This is a genomic window from Janthinobacterium psychrotolerans, from assembly GCF_001677885.1.
In the GTDB taxonomy this organism is placed as follows: Bacteria; Pseudomonadota; Gammaproteobacteria; order Burkholderiales; family Burkholderiaceae_D; genus Janthinobacterium; species Janthinobacterium psychrotolerans.
In genome coordinates, this window is record NZ_LOCQ01000051.1 from 109,710 (window position 1) to 127,979 (window position 18,270).

At 63.1% G+C, this 18,270-nt stretch carries 15 protein-coding genes; 6 read left to right on the forward strand and 9 right to left on the reverse strand.

Annotated features, from left to right (window positions below):
- Positions 1–65: 65 nt before the first annotated feature.
- Positions 66–530, forward strand: a complete 465-nt coding sequence (locus ASR47_RS09480) for an EVE domain-containing protein (protein ID WP_065307523.1) — start codon at positions 66–68, stop codon at positions 528–530.
- Here the strand turns inward: ASR47_RS09480 and ASR47_RS09485 are convergent.
- The 3 genes from ASR47_RS09485 to ASR47_RS09495 form a co-directional block, all read right to left on the reverse strand.
- Positions 527–1,387: a MurR/RpiR family transcriptional regulator gene (locus ASR47_RS09485; RefSeq protein WP_065307524.1), complete on the reverse strand. Its 861-nt coding sequence runs from the start codon at positions 1,385–1,387 to the stop codon at positions 527–529. The genes ASR47_RS09480 and ASR47_RS09485 overlap by 4 nt on opposite strands.
- A 226-nt stretch (positions 1,388–1,613) precedes the next feature.
- Positions 1,614–2,444 carry a prolipoprotein diacylglyceryl transferase gene (gene lgt, locus ASR47_RS09490; protein ID WP_065307525.1) on the reverse strand — a complete coding sequence of 277 codons (831 nt, stop codon included), beginning with the start codon at positions 2,442–2,444 and terminating at the stop codon, positions 1,614–1,616.
- Positions 2,445–2,455: 11 nt separating this feature from the next.
- A complete protein-coding gene (locus tag ASR47_RS09495) occupies positions 2,456–3,361 on the reverse strand; it encodes a LysR family transcriptional regulator (protein ID WP_065307598.1) in 906 nt (301 codons plus the stop codon).
- A 175-nt stretch (positions 3,362–3,536) separates the two neighbouring features.
- On the opposite strand from ASR47_RS09495, the gene ilvD reads away from it, so the two are divergent.
- Both ilvD and ASR47_RS09505 read left to right on the forward strand, forming a co-directional pair.
- The gene (gene ilvD, locus ASR47_RS09500) at positions 3,537–5,402 is read left to right on the forward strand and encodes a dihydroxy-acid dehydratase (protein ID WP_065307526.1); all 1,866 of its coding nucleotides are present in this window, start codon (positions 3,537–3,539) and stop codon (positions 5,400–5,402) included.
- Between the two features lie 212 nt (positions 5,403–5,614).
- Entirely contained in the window at positions 5,615–5,929 is a 315-nt protein-coding gene (locus tag ASR47_RS09505; protein ID WP_065307527.1) for a c-type cytochrome, read from the forward strand.
- Positions 5,930–5,986: 57 nt separating this feature from the next.
- On the opposite strand, the gene ASR47_RS09510 is transcribed toward ASR47_RS09505, so the two are convergent.
- Positions 5,987–6,955 carry an NAD-dependent epimerase/dehydratase family protein gene (locus ASR47_RS09510; RefSeq protein WP_065307528.1) on the reverse strand — a complete coding sequence of 323 codons (969 nt, stop codon included), beginning with the start codon at positions 6,953–6,955 and terminating at the stop codon, positions 5,987–5,989.
- A 91-nt stretch (positions 6,956–7,046) separates the two neighbouring features.
- On the opposite strand from ASR47_RS09510, the gene ASR47_RS09515 reads away from it, so the two are divergent.
- Entirely contained in the window at positions 7,047–7,934 is an 888-nt protein-coding gene (locus tag ASR47_RS09515; RefSeq protein ID WP_065307529.1) for a LysR family transcriptional regulator, read from the forward strand.
- Here the strand turns inward: ASR47_RS09515 and ASR47_RS09520 are convergent, their stop codons facing one another.
- From ASR47_RS09520 to folD, 5 genes are all read right to left on the reverse strand, one after another.
- Positions 7,935–9,077: a branched-chain amino acid ABC transporter substrate-binding protein gene (locus tag ASR47_RS09520; protein WP_065307599.1), complete on the reverse strand. Its 1,143-nt coding sequence runs from the start codon at positions 9,075–9,077 to the stop codon at positions 7,935–7,937.
- A gap of 307 nt (positions 9,078–9,384) precedes the next feature.
- The gene (locus ASR47_RS09525; RefSeq protein WP_082988836.1) at positions 9,385–9,777 is read right to left on the reverse strand and encodes a hypothetical protein; all 393 of its coding nucleotides are present in this window, start codon (positions 9,775–9,777) and stop codon (positions 9,385–9,387) included.
- Positions 9,774–10,196: a DNA polymerase III subunit chi gene (locus ASR47_RS09530; protein ID WP_065307530.1), complete on the reverse strand. Its 423-nt coding sequence runs from the start codon at positions 10,194–10,196 to the stop codon at positions 9,774–9,776. Before ASR47_RS09530 ends, ASR47_RS09525 begins: the two co-directional genes overlap by 4 nt.
- A gap of 8 nt (positions 10,197–10,204) precedes the next feature.
- Positions 10,205–12,280: a M3 family metallopeptidase gene (locus ASR47_RS09535; RefSeq protein WP_065307601.1), complete on the reverse strand. Its 2,076-nt coding sequence runs from the start codon at positions 12,278–12,280 to the stop codon at positions 10,205–10,207.
- Between the two features lie 147 nt (positions 12,281–12,427).
- Complete coding sequence (gene folD, locus ASR47_RS09540; protein WP_065307531.1) at positions 12,428–13,273, reverse strand: bifunctional methylenetetrahydrofolate dehydrogenase/methenyltetrahydrofolate cyclohydrolase FolD; 846 nt, start codon at positions 13,271–13,273, stop codon at positions 12,428–12,430.
- Between the two features lie 530 nt (positions 13,274–13,803).
- Here folD and aceE point away from each other — a divergent pair.
- Both aceE and aceF read left to right on the forward strand, forming a co-directional pair.
- The gene (aceE, locus tag ASR47_RS09545; protein WP_065307532.1) at positions 13,804–16,500 is read left to right on the forward strand and encodes a pyruvate dehydrogenase (acetyl-transferring), homodimeric type; all 2,697 of its coding nucleotides are present in this window, start codon (positions 13,804–13,806) and stop codon (positions 16,498–16,500) included.
- A 96-nt stretch (positions 16,501–16,596) separates the two neighbouring features.
- The gene (aceF, locus tag ASR47_RS09550; protein WP_065307533.1) at positions 16,597–18,267 is read left to right on the forward strand and encodes a dihydrolipoyllysine-residue acetyltransferase; all 1,671 of its coding nucleotides are present in this window, start codon (positions 16,597–16,599) and stop codon (positions 18,265–18,267) included.
- The last annotated feature ends 3 nt before the right edge of the window (positions 18,268–18,270 follow it).

Sequence of the window (18,270 nt, forward strand, 5' to 3'; positions counted from 1 at the left end):
AAAAAACGGTTGCAGCACTTGTGCGCAACCGTTTTTTTACGTCCGCACTTGACTCAGGGTTGCTTATGAAACAGTACTGGTTGATGAAATCCGAGCCCACCGAAGTGAGCATCGATGATCTGATGGCCGCGCCCGGGCAGACCATGCCCTGGTTTGGCGTGCGCAACTACCAGGCGCGCAATTTCATGCGCGACGGCATGCGCGAAGGCGACGGCGTGCTGTTTTATCACTCCAGCTGCGCGCAACCGGGCGTGGTGGGCGTGGCCGAGGTGGCCAGCACGGCCTATCCGGACCACAGCCAGTTCGACAAGAACAGCCATTATTTCGACCCCAAGGCCACTCAGGAACAGCCGCGCTGGGTCAGCGTCGACGTGCGCGGCCTGAAAAGGACGGCGCTGCTGCCGCTGTCGGAATTACGCCAGATGCCGGCGCTGGAAGACATGCTGCTGCTGAAAAAGGGCAGCCGCCTGTCGATCGCGCCGGTCACGCCGGCGCAGTGGAAAGCCATCCAGGCGCGGCTGGCGGATTAGTCCGGCGCTTGCGTGCCGATTTCCTCGATATCGATCTCCAGGCGGTAGGCCAGCGCGATGAACAAGGCCTGGCACAGGCAGATGGTGCCGGTCAGCGAACGGAAGGCAAAGGCGCTGCCTTCGGTCACCGTCAGCAGGGCGTCGGCGCTGCGCGCCAGGGGCGCGAGCTTGCTGTCGGTAATGACCAGCGTTTTTGCGCCATTGTCGTGCGCCATGCGCGCGCACTCCAGGGTTTCCTTGCCATACGGCGCGAAGCTGATGGCAATGGCCACGTCGCCTTCGCGCACGCTGCGCATCTGGTCGCGGTGGCCGCCACCCAGGCCCGTCACCAGGTGCACACGCTTGCTGGTGTGCTGCAGCGCGTAGGCGATATACGAGGCCACCGGAAACGCGCGCCGCACCCCCACCACATAGATATTGTCGGCCTGCTGCAGCAAGGTGACGGCCGCTTCGAGCTGTTCGTCGTCCAGGCCGGCCGCCAGTTCGTCGAGGCCGCTGCGGCTCGCGCCGATGAATTCGCGCGTCAGGTCGCCCGTGCGCACCTTGCTGTCGCGCGAGGAAATGAGTTTGCGGATGCGCTGGCGGTAATTGGGCGCGGCGCGCGCCTGCTCGGTATAGGCCTGGCGAAACACATCCTGCATTTCGCTGAAGCCGGAAAAACCGAAGCGCTGGGCGAAACGCACGATGGCCGACGGCTGCACGTCGCAGGCGGCGGCGATGTCGCTGATGCGCTCGAGCATCAGGCTGGCGCGGTGTTGTTCGACATGCTTGGCGATCAGTTTCAACTGGCGCGACAGGCTGTCGTATTCATCGACGATTTGCTGCATTAGCTGGTCGATCGCGGCGGGTTGTGCCATCTCTTGTACTCTCTTGTATTGGCTGTGGGCAAGGCATGGCGGGCGCCCACTTGCTGCATAAATTATAGAATTGAATGCCGCAAATAGAAAGAAATTTCGATTTTTTTCTATTGGGAAAAAATAATTTCAGTATTGGTGGCCGCATCCGCGCTTGTCGCCGGACGCGACCACGCCGGCGCGCCGCGCCGGGTGGGGCAGAGATGTGAAGCAGGAAAAGGACGGCGGCTCAGGCGCCGGCGGCGCGCGCCTTGCTTGGCGGCGTGGCCATGATGCGGCTTTTATAGGACCATACCAGCAGGGCGATGGCGCCGACGATCATCGGCAGCGACAGCATCTGGCCCGAGGTGATCGGCACGCCGAACCACACGACTTCCCAGTCCGGCGTGCGAAAGTATTCGGTAAAGAAGCGCGCGCAGCCATACAGCAGGGTGAACATGGCGCCGACCGCCACCCGTGGATGCGGCTTGCGCGCAAACAGCCACAGAATAATGAACACCAGGATGCCATCGACCAGCATCTGGTAGAGCGGCGACGGGTGCACGGGGTAGGGAATGCCCGGCCACTGCATGGCCCACGGCAGGGTCTCGGGCGCGATGCGGCCCGGCAGTTCGGCATTGATGAAGTTGCCCAGGCGGCCGGCGGCATAGCCCAGCGGCACCAGCGGCGCGATAAAGTCCAGCACGTCGAACAGGTTGCGGCCGGCCTTGCGGCCCCACAGGTACATCGCCAGTATCACGCCCAAAAATCCCCCGTGGAAGGACATGCCGCCATGCCAGACCATGAAGATCTCGAGCGGATTGTGGAAGAAGTATTCGGGGCGGTAGAACAGCACTTCGCCCAGGCGCCCGCCGATCACCACCCCCAGCATGCCATAGAACAGCATGTCGTCGAGGTCCTCCTTTTTCCAGCCCAATGCAAAGATATGGGGCTGCCTGATGCGCACGCGGCCCAGCGCAATGAAGAGGGCAAAGGCCAGCACATACATCAGGCCATACCAGTGCACGGCCAGCGGGCCGATCTGAACGGCTATCGGGTTGGGCATCGGGTGTATCAGCATCGGTGTACTTTCTAAAGATTGGGCAGGGTGCCGCGCAGCAGGGCCAGGAAACCCTGCAGCACGGGCGAGGTATTGTCGCGGCGCCAGGCAAGCCCCGTCTCGACCAGCGGCGTTGGGTCTTGCAGCGGCCTGTATTCTACGCCGGGGCGCATCAGATTCGATACCGATTGTGGCACAAGCGCGATGCCCATGCCAGCCGAGACCAGGCTGACGATGGTTTGCATCTGGATCGCCTGCTGGCCGATCGCGGGCGTGATGCCGGCCGCGCCGAACACGCCGAGGATGGCGTCATGCAGGGCCGGCGAGATCGCGCGCGGGAAAATGATCAACGGCAGGGCCGGCAGGTCGCGCAGCCGTACCGGCCCCGGCGTGTTCAGGACCTCCAGGCCGGCCGGCGCGGCCAGCACCAGGGGTTCGGCCAGCACCGGCAGGTAGTCGAGCGCCAGTCTGGCCTTGTCGGGCAGCGGCGGAATCAGCAGGCCGGCGTCGACCCGGCCCGCCAGCAGTTCCTCGAGCTGCAAATCGGACGTCGCTTCCTGCAGCGCGATCCGCACCTGCGGATACGCATGTTGATAGGCGCGCAGCAGCGGCGGCAGCACGCTGTAGTCGGCCGACGACACGAACGCCAGCGCCAGCCGGCCAGCTTCGCCCTGCGCGGCGCGCCGCACCAGCGCCGGCAGGTCCTGTGCCTGGGCCAGCAGGCGCCGCGCTTCGGGCAGCAGGGCCGTGCCGGCCGGCGTCAGGCGCACTTCGCGGCGCGTGCGCACGAACAGCGGCGCGCCCAGCAGTTCTTCGAGCGCCATGATGGTTTGCGACAGCGGCGGCTGCGTCATGTGCAGGCGCAGCGCGGCGCGGCCGAAATGCAGCTCTTCGGCGACGGTAACGAAATAGCGCAGCTGGCGCAATTCAATCGGCATCATTGATATGTATTTCCATGTTGAACAATTGCTGTGATATTTATTTCGACTCACAGCCATGTGCATCATATATTTGACACATGGGCGTGCGCAAGGCAATCTGGCGTACCCCCACTGCGCACAGGGTCTTGCCCACGCAAGCCCGGCAGCCAGGCAACTCTTTTGAAAGACCATCATGCCGCAATACCGCTCACGCACCACCACCCACGGCCGCAACATGGCCGGCGCCCGCGCCCTGTGGCGCGCCACCGGCATGAAGGATGGCGACTTCGACAAGCCGATCATCGCCGTGGTCAATTCGTTCACCCAGTTCGTGCCCGGCCACGTGCACCTGAAGGACCTGGGCCAGATGGTGGCGCGCGAGATCGAAGCGGCCGGCGGCGTGGCCAAGGAATTCAACACCATCGCCGTCGATGACGGCATCGCCATGGGCCACGGCGGCATGCTGTACTCGCTGCCGTCGCGCGACCTGATCGCCGACTCGGTCGAATACATGGTCAACGCCCACTGCGCCGACGCCATGGTCTGCATCTCGAACTGCGACAAGATCACGCCGGGCATGCTGATGGCCGCCATGCGCATCAATATTCCGGTGGTCTTCATTTCCGGCGGCCCGATGGAAGCGGGCAAGGTCGTCAAGGTGGTCAACGGCACGCAGAAAATCATCAAGCTCGACCTGGTTGACGCCATGATCAAGGCCGGCGACAGCAGCGTCTCCGACGCTGACGTGGCCGAAATCGAACGCTCGGCCTGCCCGACCTGCGGTTCGTGCTCGGGCATGTTTACCGCCAACTCGATGAACTGCCTGACCGAAGCGCTGGGCCTGGCCCTGCCCGGCAACGGCACCATCCTGGCCACCCACTCGGACCGCCAGCAGTTGTTCCTGCGCGCCGGCCGCCTGATCGTGGAACTGGCCAAGCGCCACTACGAGCAGGATGATTATTCGGTGCTGCCACGCTCGATCGCCACCAAGGCCGCGTTCGAGAACGCGATGGCGCTCGACGTCTCGATGGGCGGCTCGACCAACACCGTGCTGCACCTGCTGGCCGCCGCGCACGAGGCGGAAGTCGAATTCACGATGGCCGACATCGACCGCATTTCGCGCAAGGTGCCTTGCCTGTGCAAGGTCGCGCCGATGACCGACAAATACCATATCGAAGACGTGCACCGCGCCGGCGGCATCGTGGGGATTCTGGGCGAACTGGCGCGCGCCGGCCTCTTGAACACCACCTTGCCGACCATCCACGCGCCGACCATGGCCGACGCCATCGCGCAAAACGACATCAAGTGCACCGACGACCCTGCCGTGCATGAGCTGTTCCGCGCCGCGCCGGGCGGCGTGCCGACCCAGACGGCGTTCTCGCAGTCCGAGCGCTTTGCGTCCGTCGACACCGACCGCGCCACCGGCTGCATCCGCGACAAGGCCCATGCCTATTCGCAGGACGGTGGCCTGGCCGTGTTGTACGGTAACCTCGCCGAGAAGGGCTGCATCGTCAAGACGGCCGGCGTCGACGAAAGCATCCTCAAATTCAGTGGCAAGGCGCGCGTGTTCGAAAGCCAGGACTCGGCTGTCGCAGCCATCCTGGAAGACACCGTGCATGAAGGCGACGTTGTCATCATCCGCTACGAAGGCCCGAAAGGCGGCCCCGGCATGCAGGAAATGCTGTACCCGACCTCGTACATCAAATCGAAAGGCCTGGGCAAGGCCTGCGCACTGTTTACCGATGGCCGCTTCTCGGGCGGCTCCTCGGGCCTGGTGATCGGCCACGCCTCGCCGGAAGCGGCCGAAGGCGGCGCCATCGGCCTGGTGGAAGAGGGCGACTTCATCGATATCGACATCCCCGAGCGCACCATCAACCTGCGCGTCACGCCGGCCGAACTGGCCGCGCGCCGCGCGGCCATGGAAGCGAAGGGCGATGCGGCCTGGCTGCCGGTCAACCGCGAGCGTTATGTGTCGCAGGCCTTGCAGGCCTACGCGGCCCTGACGACGTCGGCCGACCGTGGCGCCGTGCGCGACCTGTCGCAGCTGAAAAAGCGCTGATCGTTGTAAAAACGCCGCAGCGCCGCGCCGTTTCCCGGGGCGGTGCCGCAGGCGTTACATCGCCTTACAAACAACATGGGAATTGGCGCGCGCTTGGGGCAAAATAGCTTTACCCCAAGTGTTTTGATATCTCAATCGCTTGATCCGGGCTCGTGGTGAACCTGCCGAAACACGGTAGAATGCCGGCAGGAAGTTACTCTGGAGAAAAGACAATGAAACGTTCCATGATGTTGGTAGGTGTGTTGGCTGTGTCGGCGTTGACCTCGCAAGTGGCGATGGCCAACCCTGACCTGGCGAAAGCAAAGAATTGCATGGCTTGCCATGCGGTTGGCAGCAAGCTGGTCGGTCCTGCGTACAAAGACGTGGCCGCCAAGTATGCCGGTCAAAAAGACGCGGAAAACAAGCTGGTGGCGAAAGTCATGAAGGGCGGCTCCGGCACCTGGGGCGCGATCCCGATGCCGGCCAACCCGCAGGTGAGCGAAGCGGAAGCGCGCACCCTGGTCAAATGGATTCTGGCGCAGAAATAATCTGCGCCGAAATAACAGTATCGCAAACAGCGCGCCGGCATGTCCGGCGCGTTTTTTTTATGCCCGCAGATTGCCCATCCCCTCCAGCGTCGCCTTGACCGCGGCCTCCAGCGGGGTATGCGGCTCGTGCCCCAGCGCCGCCAGCAGTTTTGCATTGTCCATGCGCACCGGCGTCTGCCACAAATACCGCATCTCGCGCAGCTCGCGCAAGGTCACCACGAACGGTGCCGCCAATGCCATCAGCCACCACGCAAACGCCTTCACGCGCGGCGTACCACCCGTAGCCTGCGCCACCACGCGCGCAATCGCGTCCGTCATCTGCCGCCCGTCCTGATCCCAGTGTCCGGCCAGGTGAAAACGCGCAAAGGGCGGCAGGCTGTCGCGCATCGCCAGCAATGCGACCATGGTGCGCGCCACGTCGGGCAAATACGACCATTGATGCCCGATTCCTTGCTTGCCCGGATAGGTGATACTGCGCACCGGCTGGCCAGGCTTGACCAGGCCCTGCGCAAACCAGCTGTTGCCGGCATGGGGGCCGAAGAAGTCGCCGGCGCGCACGATCAGCACGCGCGCCTTGCCGGCGCTGGCGGCACGCTCCAGCCGCGCTTCCAGTTCGACCCGGATTGCGCCCTTGCGCGTGGCCGGGTGCTGGGGCGATTCCTCCGTCAGCACGGGGAAGGCATCATCTCCATAATTGTAGACCGTGCCGGGCAGCACGATGGTCGCGCCTTGCGCCTGCGCGGCGGCGATCGTGTTGTCGAGCATCGGCAGCACCAGCTTGTCCCAGTCGCGGTAGCCGGGCGGGTTGACGGCATGCACGATCACCGAGCAGCCCGCGCTGGCCGCCAGCACGTCGGCGCCCGCCATGGCGTCGCCACGCAGCCATGTCACGCCATCGTTGCGTGGCGAGGGCGGCTCGCCACGGCTTAATGCGCGCACCTGCCAGCCCGCCGCCAGCAACTGGCGCACCATTTCGCCGCCGATGCCGCCCGTGGCCCCCAAGACCAATGCCGTGTTATTCATCATGCTGTGCTCCCTGTGGTTGATGGAGCCAGTATCGGCCGAAGCGGGTTGGTTGGGAATTGACGAACATCGACCATCGGCTATACATTCATGCATGACCAAAAATATCGCCTGGGAATATTACCGTTCGCTGCTGGCCGTGCTGAACCACGGTTCGCTGTCCGCCGCCGCGCGTGCGCTCGGCATCACGCAGCCCACCGCCGGCCGCCATATTGCCGCGCTGGAACAGGAGCTGGGCGTGGCCCTGTTTACACGCTCGCAGCAGGGCTTGCTGCCGACCGATACCGCGCTGGCCTTGCGGCCCCATGCGCAGGCGATGGCGCACACGGCCAGCCTGATGGAACGCGCGGCCGCCAATGCGGGCGAAGGCGTGGCCGGCGTGGTGCGCATCTCGGCCAGCGAAGTGGTGGGGGTGGAAGTGCTGCCGCCTATTCTGGCGCGCCTGCGTGAACGCCATCCGGCGCTGGTGGTGGAACTGGTGCTGAGCAACCAGGTGCAGGACCTGCTGCGGCGCGAAGCCGATATTGCCGTGCGCATGGTGCGCCCGCGCCAGGAACGGCTGGTGATGCGCAAGGTGGGGGTGATCGAGGTGGGCCTGTTTGCCCATCGCGACTATCTGGTCCGCCATGGCGAACCGGTGCAGGTGGCGGACCTGGCAAACCATGCGCTGATCGGCTACGACACGCCCAGTGCGCTGGTGCGCAGCGCGGACGGCAACTGGCAGGCGTTTTCACGCGACCGTTTTGCCCTGTGCTGCGACAGTGACCTGGCGCAGCTGGCGCTGATACGGGCTGGGGCCGGCATCGGCGGCTGCCAGACGCTGCTGGCGGCAAAAGATCCCGCCTTGCGGCGGGTGCTGCCAGACGCTTTTACCTTGCCGCTGGAAACCTGGGTGACCATGCATGAAGACCTGCGCGCCAGCCTGGGCTGCCGGGCGGCCTTCGATGCATTGGTGGCAGGGTTACAAGCTTATGCAGCCTGATTACTTGACCACTTCCATTTTCGTCTTCTTGCCGTCGCGATAGGTGAACAGGGTCAGCGCGCCATCCTTGATGTCGCCATTGGCGTCAAACGCGATCGGACCGGTCACGCCCTGGTATTTGACCTTGGCCAGGAACGGCAGGTAGACGGACGGCTTCGACGATTTGGCGTCGGCCATGGCGGTGGCCATGGTCATCACGGCGTCGTACACATACGGCGCATACAGCTGCACGTCCATATTGTATTTCTGCTTGTAGCGGGCGCGGAATTCGTCCATGCCTTTTTGCTGCGCGCCCGTCACGCCGCCCGCTTCCGCGCAGGTGACCAGGTTTTCGCCGATGGCGTCGCCGGCCAGTTTGCCCAGCGGCTCCGTGCACAGCCCGTCGCCGCCCATGAACTTGGCCTTGATGCCCAGCGCCTTCATCTGGCGCAGCATCGGGCCGCCCACCGAATCCATGCCGCCGAAGAAGACCAGGTCGGGATTCTTGGACTTGATGCTGGTCAGAATCGCGTTGAAGTCGGTCGCGTTAGCATTGGTAAATTCCTTGCCGACGATTTGCACGCCCGGCATGGCTTTTTTCGCGCCCTTGACGAACTGTTCCGCCACGCCCTGGCCATAGGCCGTGCGGTCGTCGATCACGGCGATCTTCTTGGCGCCCAGCTTGCCCACGGCGTAAGCGCCCAGGGTGCCGCCGAGCTTGTTGTCATTGGCCACCACGCGGAAGGCCGTATTGAATTTTTGCTGGGTGTAGGTCGGGTTGGTGGCGGCCGGCGAAATTTGCGGAATGCCGGCGTTGAAGTAGATGCGCGAGGCGGGAATCGTGGTGCCGGAATTGAGGTGGCCGATCACGCCGTTGACCTTGGCGTCGACCAGCTTTTGCGCCACGGCCGTGCCCTGTTTCGGGTCGCCCGCGTCATCTTCGCCCATCAGCACGAATTTCACGGCCTTGCCATCGATCTTGAAGCCCTTGGCGTTCAAATCCTCGATCGCCATATTGGCCGCGTTTTCATTGTCCTTGCCCAAGTGGGAGCTGGCGCCGGAAACCGGAGCGACATGGCCTATCTTGATGATTTCCTGCGCGCCGGCATGGCCGGCAAAGGCGTATGCGATGGCGAGGGAAACGGTGGTGGTCTTGAGCAGCATGAACATTCTCCATTGAATAGGTACGGCGGCGTCTCGCGAAAACCGCTATATGCGGCGGTGCGTGTCAAGAAGGTACAATAAAAAACAGGCCGCGCAAAGCCGCAAATGCGGCTTTTTGCATTTTGTCGCGACAATCACCAAAGTGAGGCGCGATGCACCGATTTCTCGGGTACGAGTGCACCAAACAATGGCGTTGGGGAAGAGATGGGTGTAGGGAACGCTGCATTCTTCGCCCCCCAACAACATCCGCGGTCAGGCCCGCCGGGTCTGACCCCGGCCTTGCGACGTTGGGGGTGAATTGACCTGATTACTGCACTGATGGCGGATGCAAATGCCCCAGCTCATGACTGACCGCATTGGCCACAATCTGCTCGAGCGACTGCTGCAAGTCTTCGCGCAGCGCTCCCCTCATGCCGATCAGGGCGTTTTGCAGCGCCGTTTGCAGCACGTGGGCGATGCGCTCTTCCAGCAGATGGTCGATCTTGCCCTGCACCTGGTGCAAGATGCGCTGGGTCAGGCGCGCTTCAATGGCGTCCCAGTCCGGCTGCAGCACTACGGGACCCAGGAACGGGGCCGGCTCGGCGATCCTGGCCGGCGGCGCGTCTTCCGGTTCGGCCGTCATCTCATGCAGCGCTTCCGGCCCCGACAGCACTTCCGTCAGCAGCGGGATGCCCTGGTCGAATGGCTGCTCGCTCATCATTTGCCCGCCACGAAATGGGTCGGCTGCACATTCAGCTTGCGGTAGTGCTGGAAACGCTGGCGGCCCGCTTGCGCGTCCTGCTCGTCCATCGACACGATCTCGAACACGCGCTGGAACTGCGCGTAGCTGGCAGGCGGCAGCTGCGACACGTTGACCAGGATATCGTGGTGCGGCAGCGCCACGTCTTCGCTGTCGGTCAGCACGATCGGCGTTTGCGCGGCCAGCGGGTCGCCGGCCAGCACGTGCGGCACGAAGTCGGTCGGCGAGAGCGTCCACATGGCCGCGTTCATGGCGTCAAGCTGGGCGCTGTTGCCCGCCAGCACCACGATCTTGTTGCCGGCCATATAGGCCTTGCGCGCCAGGCGGCAGGCGTAGGCCAGCTTGTCCGGCACGTTGGTATGAAAGTCGACGCGCGTCATGTCGCCTTTCAAGCCGCCATGCCGCTATGGCGCAGCAGGGCGTCGATCGATGGCTCGCGGCCGCGGAAGGCCGTAAACGATTCCAGCGCCGGGCGCGAACCGCCAACCGACAGAATCTCCTGCAGATAGCGCTTGCCGGTTTCGGTGGATGCGTCCGGCCCCAGCGCCCTGGCTTCCTCGAAGGCGGCATAAGCGTCGGCGGACAGCACCTCGGCCCATTTGTAGCTGTAGTAGCCGGCCGCGTAGCCGCCGGCAAAGATATGGCCGAACGAATTCTGGAAGCGGTTGAACGCGGGCGGGATGACCAGCGCGAATTTGGCGCGCACGCTGTCGATCAGCTGCTGCACGCTCTGGCCGGAGGCCGCATCGTAGTCATAGTGCAGATGCATGTCGAGCAAGGAAAACTCGACCTGGCGCAGGGTCTGCAGGCCGGACTGGAAGTTTTTCGCCGCCAGCAGCTTGTCGTACAGCGCGCGCGGCAGCGGCTCGCCGGTCACAACGTGCGCCGTCATATGTTCGAGCACTTCCCATTCCCAGCAGAAGTTTTCCATGAATTGCGACGGCAGTTCCACCGCATCCCATTCGACACCGGAAATGCCCGACACGCCCAGTTCGTCGACGGCGGTCAGCATATGGTGCAGGCCATGGCCGAATTCATGGAACAGGGTGATCACTTCATCGTGGGTGAACAGGGCCGGCTGGGCTTGACCACCGACCACGGCAGGCTCCGTGAAATTGCAGGTGAGGTAGGCGATCGGCGTTTGCACGTGATGGGCGTCGGCGCGGCGGCCGCGCGCGTCGTCCATCCAGGCGCCGCCGCTTTTGCCGGCGCGCGCGTACAGGTCCAGGTAGAACTGGCCGATCAGCCTGCCGTCGCGCTCGATGCGGTAGAAGCGCACATCCTGGTGCCAGACACTGGCCGTATCCGGCCTGATCTCGACCGCAAACAGGTTCTGGATCTGGCGGAACAGGCCGTCGATGACCTTGGGTTCAGGGAAATACTGTTTCACTTCCTGGGCCGAGAACGCATAGCGGCGCTCCTGCAGCTTTTCGGACGCGTACGGCACGTCCCAGGCCTGCAGGTCGGTGATGCCCAGTTCTTCACGGGCGAATTGTTTCAGTTCGGCCAGATCCTTCTCGGCGTACGGGCGCGCGCGGCGGGCCAGGTCTTCCAGGAAAGCGATCACCTGGTCCGGCGAGGTGGCCATTTTCGACACCAGCGACACTTCGGCGAAATTGGCGTAGCCCAGCAGTTTTGCTTCCTCGTCGCGCAGTTTCAACAGAGTGACGATGTTTTGCGTATTGTCCCAGTCCTCTTTCTTGCTGAACACTGTGCCCTGGTCCGAGGCCTTGGTGGCGTTGGCGCGGTAGATGGTTTCGCGCAATTCGCGCTTGTCGGCGAATTGCAGGATAGGGAAATACGAAGGAAAATGCAGCGAGAATTCAAAGCCCTGCTTGCCGGCTTTCTCGGCGGCGGCGCGCGCGGCCGCTTTCACGTCGTCGGGCAGGCCGGCCAGCTCAAGCTCGTTCTCGACCAGCAGCTTGTAGTCGTTGGTGGCGTCGAGCACGTTTTCGGAAAAGCGCGTCGAGACGGCCGCGTGTTGTTCCTGGATGGCGCCGAAACGCTCCTTTTTATCTTCCGGCAGATCGGCGCCACCGAGGCGGAAGTCGCGCACGGCGTTGTCGACGATGCGGCGGCGCGCCGGCGACAGGCTGGCAAAGGCGGCGCTGGCCTGCAACTGCTTGTATTTGCCGAACAGGATTTCATTCTGGCCCAGCTCGGTCCAGAACTCCGTCACCTTGGGCTGGTTCGCATTGTAGGCGGCGCGCAGCTCGGGCGTGTCGACCACGCTGTTGAGGTGGTTGACGATGCTCCAGGCGCGGCCCAGGGTTTCGCCGATCTGGTCCAGCGGCGTGACGAAGTTATCCCAGTTCACTTCTTCCATCGGCGCTTCGAGCTGCGCCACGGTGGCGCGCGCTTGCTCCAGCAAGGTGTCGATGGCGGGCGTGACATGCTCGTGCGTAATCGCGTCGAAGCGGGGCAGTCCGGAAAAATCAAGCAGGGGATTGGTGGTCATCGTCATTTCATCCATTCTGTTTTGCAGGCGGCGCCGCCTGCACTAAATAGAGCGCCTGAAAAACGTTCAGGGCAAGGCGCATTGCCGAAGACAGTACGAATAGTACGGCGAGGCAATGCAACGCAGCCATGGGCGTTTTCTCAGGTGCTCCTCTTAAACGCGTTCGGCGGCTTCGACCGTGTTCATCAACAGCATGGTGATGGTCATCGGACCGACACCACCCGGCACCGGCGTGATATGCGACGCGATCTCTTGCACACCGGCAAAGTCCACGTCGCCGCACAGCTTGCCGTTGTCGTCGCGGTTCATGCCGACGTCGATCACGATGGCGCCCGGGCGCACCATGTCGGCCGTCAGGGTGTTGCGGCGGCCGACGGCGGCGACGATCACGTCGGCATTGCGCGTATGGTGTCCCAGGTCCGGTGTCGCACTATGGCAGATGGTGACGGTAGCGTTCGCTTGCAAGAGGAGCAGCGCCATCGGCTTGCCGACCGTGTTGCTGCGGCCGATGACCACGGCGTGCTTGCCGCGCAGGTCGACGCCGGTGCTTTCGATCAGCTTCATGCAGCCATACGGCGTGCAGGGGCGAAAGCCCGGCAGGCCCGTCATCAGTTCGCCGGCGCTCAGCACCGAGTAACCGTCGACATCCTTGGTGGTGGCGATCGCTTCGATCACCTTGTGCGGGTTGATGTGTTTCGGCAGCGGCATCTGTACCAGGATGCCGTGGATGGCCGGGTCCGCGTTCAGGCTGGCGATGCGCGCCAGCAAATCTGCTTCCGACAGATCCGCCTCATACTTTTCCAGCACGGAATGAAAACCGACGTCGCCGCAGGCCTTGACCTTGTTGCGCACGTAGACCTGGCTGGCCGGGTCTTCGCCGACCAGGATCACGGCCAGGCCGGGCTGGGTGCCTTTGGCGGTCAGGGCGGCGGCGCGGGTGGCGATTTCGCTGCGCAGTTTTTGGGAGAGGGCGATTCCGTCGATCAGTTGTGCTGGCATAGTGGTGGCTGAGAGCTGTGGCAGGGAAAACCAGATTATAAAGCCGGGCGGCGCAAAGGGGCGGTTTTGGCGCGCAGAGTCGTAACAACAGCGGGCCGGCGACGCGGGCCCGAGAAAATGCCGATGGCGGCGTTGCAGCTTCCTTGCCGTACATTCGTACTGTCTGCGTCGCTGCGCCTTGCCCTCGACATTTTTCAGGCCCGCTTGGCCCGGAGCGCCTTGGAGCGCGCCTGGGGCGTTAATGGTTTCGCAGGTGTGCTGGTGGAGTAGGGGGGGGCGAGGGCCTGTGAGTTTTTGGTGTCACCTTTGGTACTTTGATCACGCTAATTTCCGGTCAGAATTTGCGGCAGTGCAGCATAATCGCATAGGGAAATTTCATAATATGAAATCTTATATCGTAATTTGAAAAATACAAAATACACTGTTAGAATCCCCACACTTATCGACCTTAATAGTAAATAATCAGCGAAATACCGTCCGACAGCGATCCGGAAAATCGGCGTGGGGCGCTCACAAAGGAGACTCAACAGATGTCAGATCAACTGAACCAGGTAACGACACAGATCGGCGCCGACCCGGATATGCAGGAAACCAAGGAGTGGCTGGACGCACTCGAAGCGGTACTGGAAAATGAAGGTCCGGAACGGGCCCACTACCTGATGGAGCGCCTGGTCGACCTGGCCCGCCGCCGCGGCGCCCAGATTCCTTTCTCCAGCACCACCGCCTACGTCAACACCATCCCCACCAAACAAGAAGCACACTGCCCGGGCAATCTGGAATACGAAGAGCGCCTGCGTTCGTGGATGCGCTGGAACGCCATGGCCATGGTGGTCAAGGCCAACCGCGCCGACGGCGACCTGGGCGGCCACCTGTCGTCCTTCGCTTCGCTGGCCAACATGCTGGGTATCGGCTTCAATCACTTCTGGCACGCGCCGACCGCCGATCATGGCGGCGACCTGCTGTACATCCAGGGTCACTCCTCGCCGGGCGTTTACGCACGTGCTTTCCTGGAAGGCCGCCTCTCCGAAGAGCAGATGCTGAACTTCCGCAAGGAAGTCGACGGCAAGGGCTTGTCGTCGTACCCGCACCCGAAACTGATGCCTGACTTCTGGCAGTTCCCGACCGTGTCGATGGGCCTGGGCCCGCACATGGCGATCTACCAGGCGCGCTTCCTGAAATACCTGCACGCACGCGGCATCGCCAAGACCGACAACCGCAAGGTCTGGGCCTTCTGTGGCGACGGCGAGATGGACGAGCCGGAATCCCTGGGCGCGATCGGCCTGGCTGCACGCGACATGCTCGACAACCTGGTCATCGTGGTCAACTGCAACCTGCAGCGCCTGGACGGCCCGGTACGCGGCAACACCAAGATCATCCAGGAACTGGAAGGCGAATTCCGTGGCGCCGGCTGGAACGTGGTCAAGGTCATCTGGGGTCCGGGCTGGGACGCCCTGCTGGCGCAAGACAAGGAAGGCATCCTGCAGCGCGTGATGATGGAAACCGTCGACGGCGAATACCAGAATTACAAAGCGAAAGACGGCGCCTACGTGCGCAAGCACTTCTTCGGCAAGCATCCGAAGCTGCTGGAAATGGTTGCCAACATGACCGACGACGACATCTGGCGCCTGACCCGTGGCGGCCACGATCCGCACAAGATCTATGCGGCCTTCAAGATCGCCCAGGAACACAAGGGCCAGCCGACCGTCCTCTTGGTAAAAACCATCAAGGGCTACGGCATGGGCAAGTCCGGCGAAGCGCGCAACACGGCGCACCAGACCAAAAAGCTGGACGACGAAGCCATCAAGGAAATGCGCGACCGTTTCTCGCTGCCGATTCCTGACGACCAGTTGGCCGATATTCCTTTCTTCAAGCCAGCCGACGACGCACCGGAAATGGTCTACCTGCACGAGCGCCGCAAGGCCCTGGGCGGTTACCTGCCGCAGCGCCGCCGACAAGCGGAAGAAACCCTGCCGGTGCCGGCACTGGACGCGTTCAAGAACGTGCTCGACGCGACGCCAGAAGGCCGTGAAATCTCGACCACGCAAGCGTTCGTGCGCGTCATTTCCACCCTGCTGAAAGACCCGACCCTGGGCCAGCGCGTGGTGCCTATCCTGGTCGATGAATCGCGTACCTTCGGCATGGAAGGCCTGTTCCGCCAGATCGGCATCTACAATCCGAAAGGCCAGCTGTACGAGCCGGTCGACAAGGACCAGGTGATGTACTACCGCGAAGACAAGGCCGGCCAGATCCTGCAAGAGGGCATCAACGAAGCGGGCGGCATGAGCTCGTGGATCGCCGCGGCGACGTCGTACTCGACCAACGACCGCATCATGATCCCGTTCTACACCTTCTACTCGATGTTCGGCTTCCAGCGCATCGGCGACCAGGTGTGGGCATCGGCCGACATGCGCGCCCGTGGCTTCCTGATGGGCGGCACCGCCGGCCGTACCACGCTGAACGGCGAAGGCCTGCAGCACGAAGATGGCCACAGCCATATTTTTGCCGCCACCATCCCGACCTGCATGCCGTACGATCCGACCTTCAGCCATGAAGTCGCCGTCATCATCCAGGACGGCCTGCGCCGCATGATCGCCAACCAGGAAGATGTGTTCTACTACATCACGATCATGAACGAGAACTACGCCCAGCCAGGCCTGAAACCGGGCCAGGAAGAAGGCATCCTGAAAGGCATGTACAAGCTGCAGGAAGGCAGTGCGGACGCCAAGCTGCGCGTGCAGCTGATCGGTTGCGGCACCATCCTGCGCGAATCGATCTTCGCCGCCGAGTTGTTGCAGAACGACTGGGGTGTGGCCGCCGATGTCTGGTCGGCGCCGTCGCTGACCCTGGTGGCGCGCGATGGCCAGGATGCAGAGCGCTGGAACATGGTCAACCCGTCGAAAGAGCAGCGCGTGCCGTACGTGACGTCGCTGTTGCAAAACACCGACGGCCCGATCGTCGCCACCACCGACTACATGCGCGCGTTTGCAGAACAGATCCGCGCCTTCATGCCGAAAGACCGCACCTACAAAGTGCTGGGTACCGACGGCTTTGGCCGCTCGGACAGCCGCGCCAAGCTGCGCGAGTTCTTCGAAGTGAACCGTTATTATGTCACCGTGGCCGCGCTCAAATCGCTGGCTGACGAAGGCAAGATCGACGTGTCGGTCGTGGAGCAGGCGATCGCCAAGTATGGCATCGACGCCAACAAACCGAATCCGGTGACCCAGTAATCGTTAAAGGGATTCCCGATCACGCCAGGGCAGTGCGCATGCGCCGCCCTGGCGTGTCTGCGGGTCCATCTGACACATAAAATAACGGAGCAAGCTATGAGCATTGTGGAAGTCAAAGTCCCGGATATCGGCGATTTCAAGGAAGTCGAGATTATCGAATTGATGGTCAAGCCAGGTGACACGGTCAAGGTCGACCAGTCCCTGATCACGGTCGAATCGGACAAGGCCAGCATGGAAATTCCATCGAGCCACGCCGGTGTCGTCAAGGAATTGAAGGTCAATGTCGGCGACAAGATTGCCGAAGGTTCGCTGGTGCTGCTGCTGGAAGTGGCCGATGATGCTTCCGCGCCGGCACCTGCCGCCGCTGCCGCGCCTGCCGCTGAAGCCGCGCCTGCCGCCGCTCCTGCGCCAGCTGCCGCCGCACCAGCACCAGCAGCCGCCGGCGGTCTGGTCGAAGTGACCGTGCCCGATATCGGCGACTTCAAGGAAGTCGAAGTCATCGAGCTGATGGTCAAGGTCGGCGACACCATCGCCGTCGAACAGTCGCTGTTGACGGTCGAATCGGACAAGGCCAGCATGGAAATTCCATCGAGCCACGCCGGTGTCGTCAAGGAACTGAAAGTCAAGGTCGGCGACAAGGTGGCCAAGGGTTCTCTGGTACTGGTGGTGGAAACCACCGGTGGCGCCGCCGCGCCAGCCGCTGCCGCCGCACCGGCGCAAGCCGCTGCCGCACCGGCCGCAGCCACCGCTTCGGCACCCGCGCCTGCCGCTGCTGCTCCTGCAGCCGCAGCTCCTGCAGCCGCGCCGGCGGCGCCTGCCGTCAACGGCAAGCTGGCGCACGCCTCGCCATCGATCCGCAAGTTCGCGCGCGAACTGGGCGTGGAACTGGCCCGCGTCGGCGGTTCCGGTCCAAAAGGCCGCATCACCCAGGAAGACGTGCAGAACTTCGTCAAGGGCGTGATGTCGGGCGCGGTTGCCGCGCCAAATGCGCCGGTTGCCGCCAAGGGCGGTTCGGGCGTCGGCCTGGACCTGCTGCCATGGCCGTCGCTGGACTTCGCCAGGTTCGGTGCCACCGAATTGCTGCCGCTGTCGCGCATCAAGAAAATCTCGGGCCCGAACCTGCACCGCAACTGGGTCATGATCCCGCACGTCACGCAGTTCGACGAAGCGGACGTCACCGACCTCGAAGCGTTCCGCGTCGACACCAACGCGGCCAATGCCAAGAACAAGGATGCGGCCAAGCTGACCATGCTGGCCTTCGTCATCAAGGCTTGCGTCGCGGCGCTGAAGAAATTCCCGGCGTTTAATTCGTCGCTGGACGCCAAGGGCGAAAACCTGATCCTCAAGCAGTACTACAACATCGGCTTTGCGGCCGACACGCCGAATGGCCTGGTGGTGCCGGTGATCAAGAACGCCGACCAGAAATCGGTCTCGCAGATCGCCAAGGAGATGACCGACCTGTCGCTGCAGGCGCGCGAAGGCAAGCTGAAACCGGCCGACATGCAGGGCGCCAGCTTCACCATCTCGTCGCTGGGCGGCATCGGCGGCACGCATTTCACGCCGATCGTCAATGCACCCGAAGTGGCGATCCTGGGCCTGTCGAAAGCCTCGATCAAGCCGGTATGGGACGGCAAGGCCTTCCAGCCACGCTTGATGATGGGCACCTCGCTGTCGTACGACCACCGCGTGGTCGACGGCGCGATGGGCGCGCGATTCTCGGTGTACCTCGGCGAAGTGCTGGCCGACATGCGCAAAATTCTGCTGTAAGGA

Bases quoted from the DNA above. Each gene is read 5' to 3' on its own strand.
- ASR47_RS09480 (WP_065307523.1), top strand. From the start codon at position 66: ATGAAACAGTACTGGTTGATGAAATCCGAGCCCACCGAAGTGAGCATC.
- ASR47_RS09485 (WP_065307524.1), bottom strand. From the start codon at position 1,387: ATGGCACAACCCGCCGCGATCGACCAGCTAATGCAGCAAATCGTCGAT.
- lgt (WP_065307525.1), bottom strand. From the start codon at position 2,444: ATGCTGATACACCCGATGCCCAACCCGATAGCCGTTCAGATCGGCCCG.
- ASR47_RS09495 (WP_065307598.1), bottom strand. From the start codon at position 3,361: ATGCCGATTGAATTGCGCCAGCTGCGCTATTTCGTTACCGTCGCCGAA.
- ilvD (WP_065307526.1), top strand. From the start codon at position 3,537: ATGCCGCAATACCGCTCACGCACCACCACCCACGGCCGCAACATGGCC.
- ASR47_RS09505 (WP_065307527.1), top strand. From the start codon at position 5,615: ATGAAACGTTCCATGATGTTGGTAGGTGTGTTGGCTGTGTCGGCGTTG.
- ASR47_RS09510 (WP_065307528.1), bottom strand. From the start codon at position 6,955: ATGATGAATAACACGGCATTGGTCTTGGGGGCCACGGGCGGCATCGGC.
- ASR47_RS09515 (WP_065307529.1), top strand. From the start codon at position 7,047: ATGACCAAAAATATCGCCTGGGAATATTACCGTTCGCTGCTGGCCGTG.
- ASR47_RS09520 (WP_065307599.1), bottom strand. From the start codon at position 9,077: ATGCTGCTCAAGACCACCACCGTTTCCCTCGCCATCGCATACGCCTTT.
- ASR47_RS09525 (WP_082988836.1), bottom strand. From the start codon at position 9,777: ATGATGAGCGAGCAGCCATTCGACCAGGGCATCCCGCTGCTGACGGAA.
- ASR47_RS09530 (WP_065307530.1), bottom strand. From the start codon at position 10,196: ATGACGCGCGTCGACTTTCATACCAACGTGCCGGACAAGCTGGCCTAC.
- ASR47_RS09535 (WP_065307601.1), bottom strand. From the start codon at position 12,280: ATGACGATGACCACCAATCCCCTGCTTGATTTTTCCGGACTGCCCCGC.
- folD (WP_065307531.1), bottom strand. From the start codon at position 13,273: ATGCCAGCACAACTGATCGACGGAATCGCCCTCTCCCAAAAACTGCGC.
- aceE (WP_065307532.1), top strand. From the start codon at position 13,804: ATGTCAGATCAACTGAACCAGGTAACGACACAGATCGGCGCCGACCCG.
- aceF (WP_065307533.1), top strand. From the start codon at position 16,597: ATGAGCATTGTGGAAGTCAAAGTCCCGGATATCGGCGATTTCAAGGAA.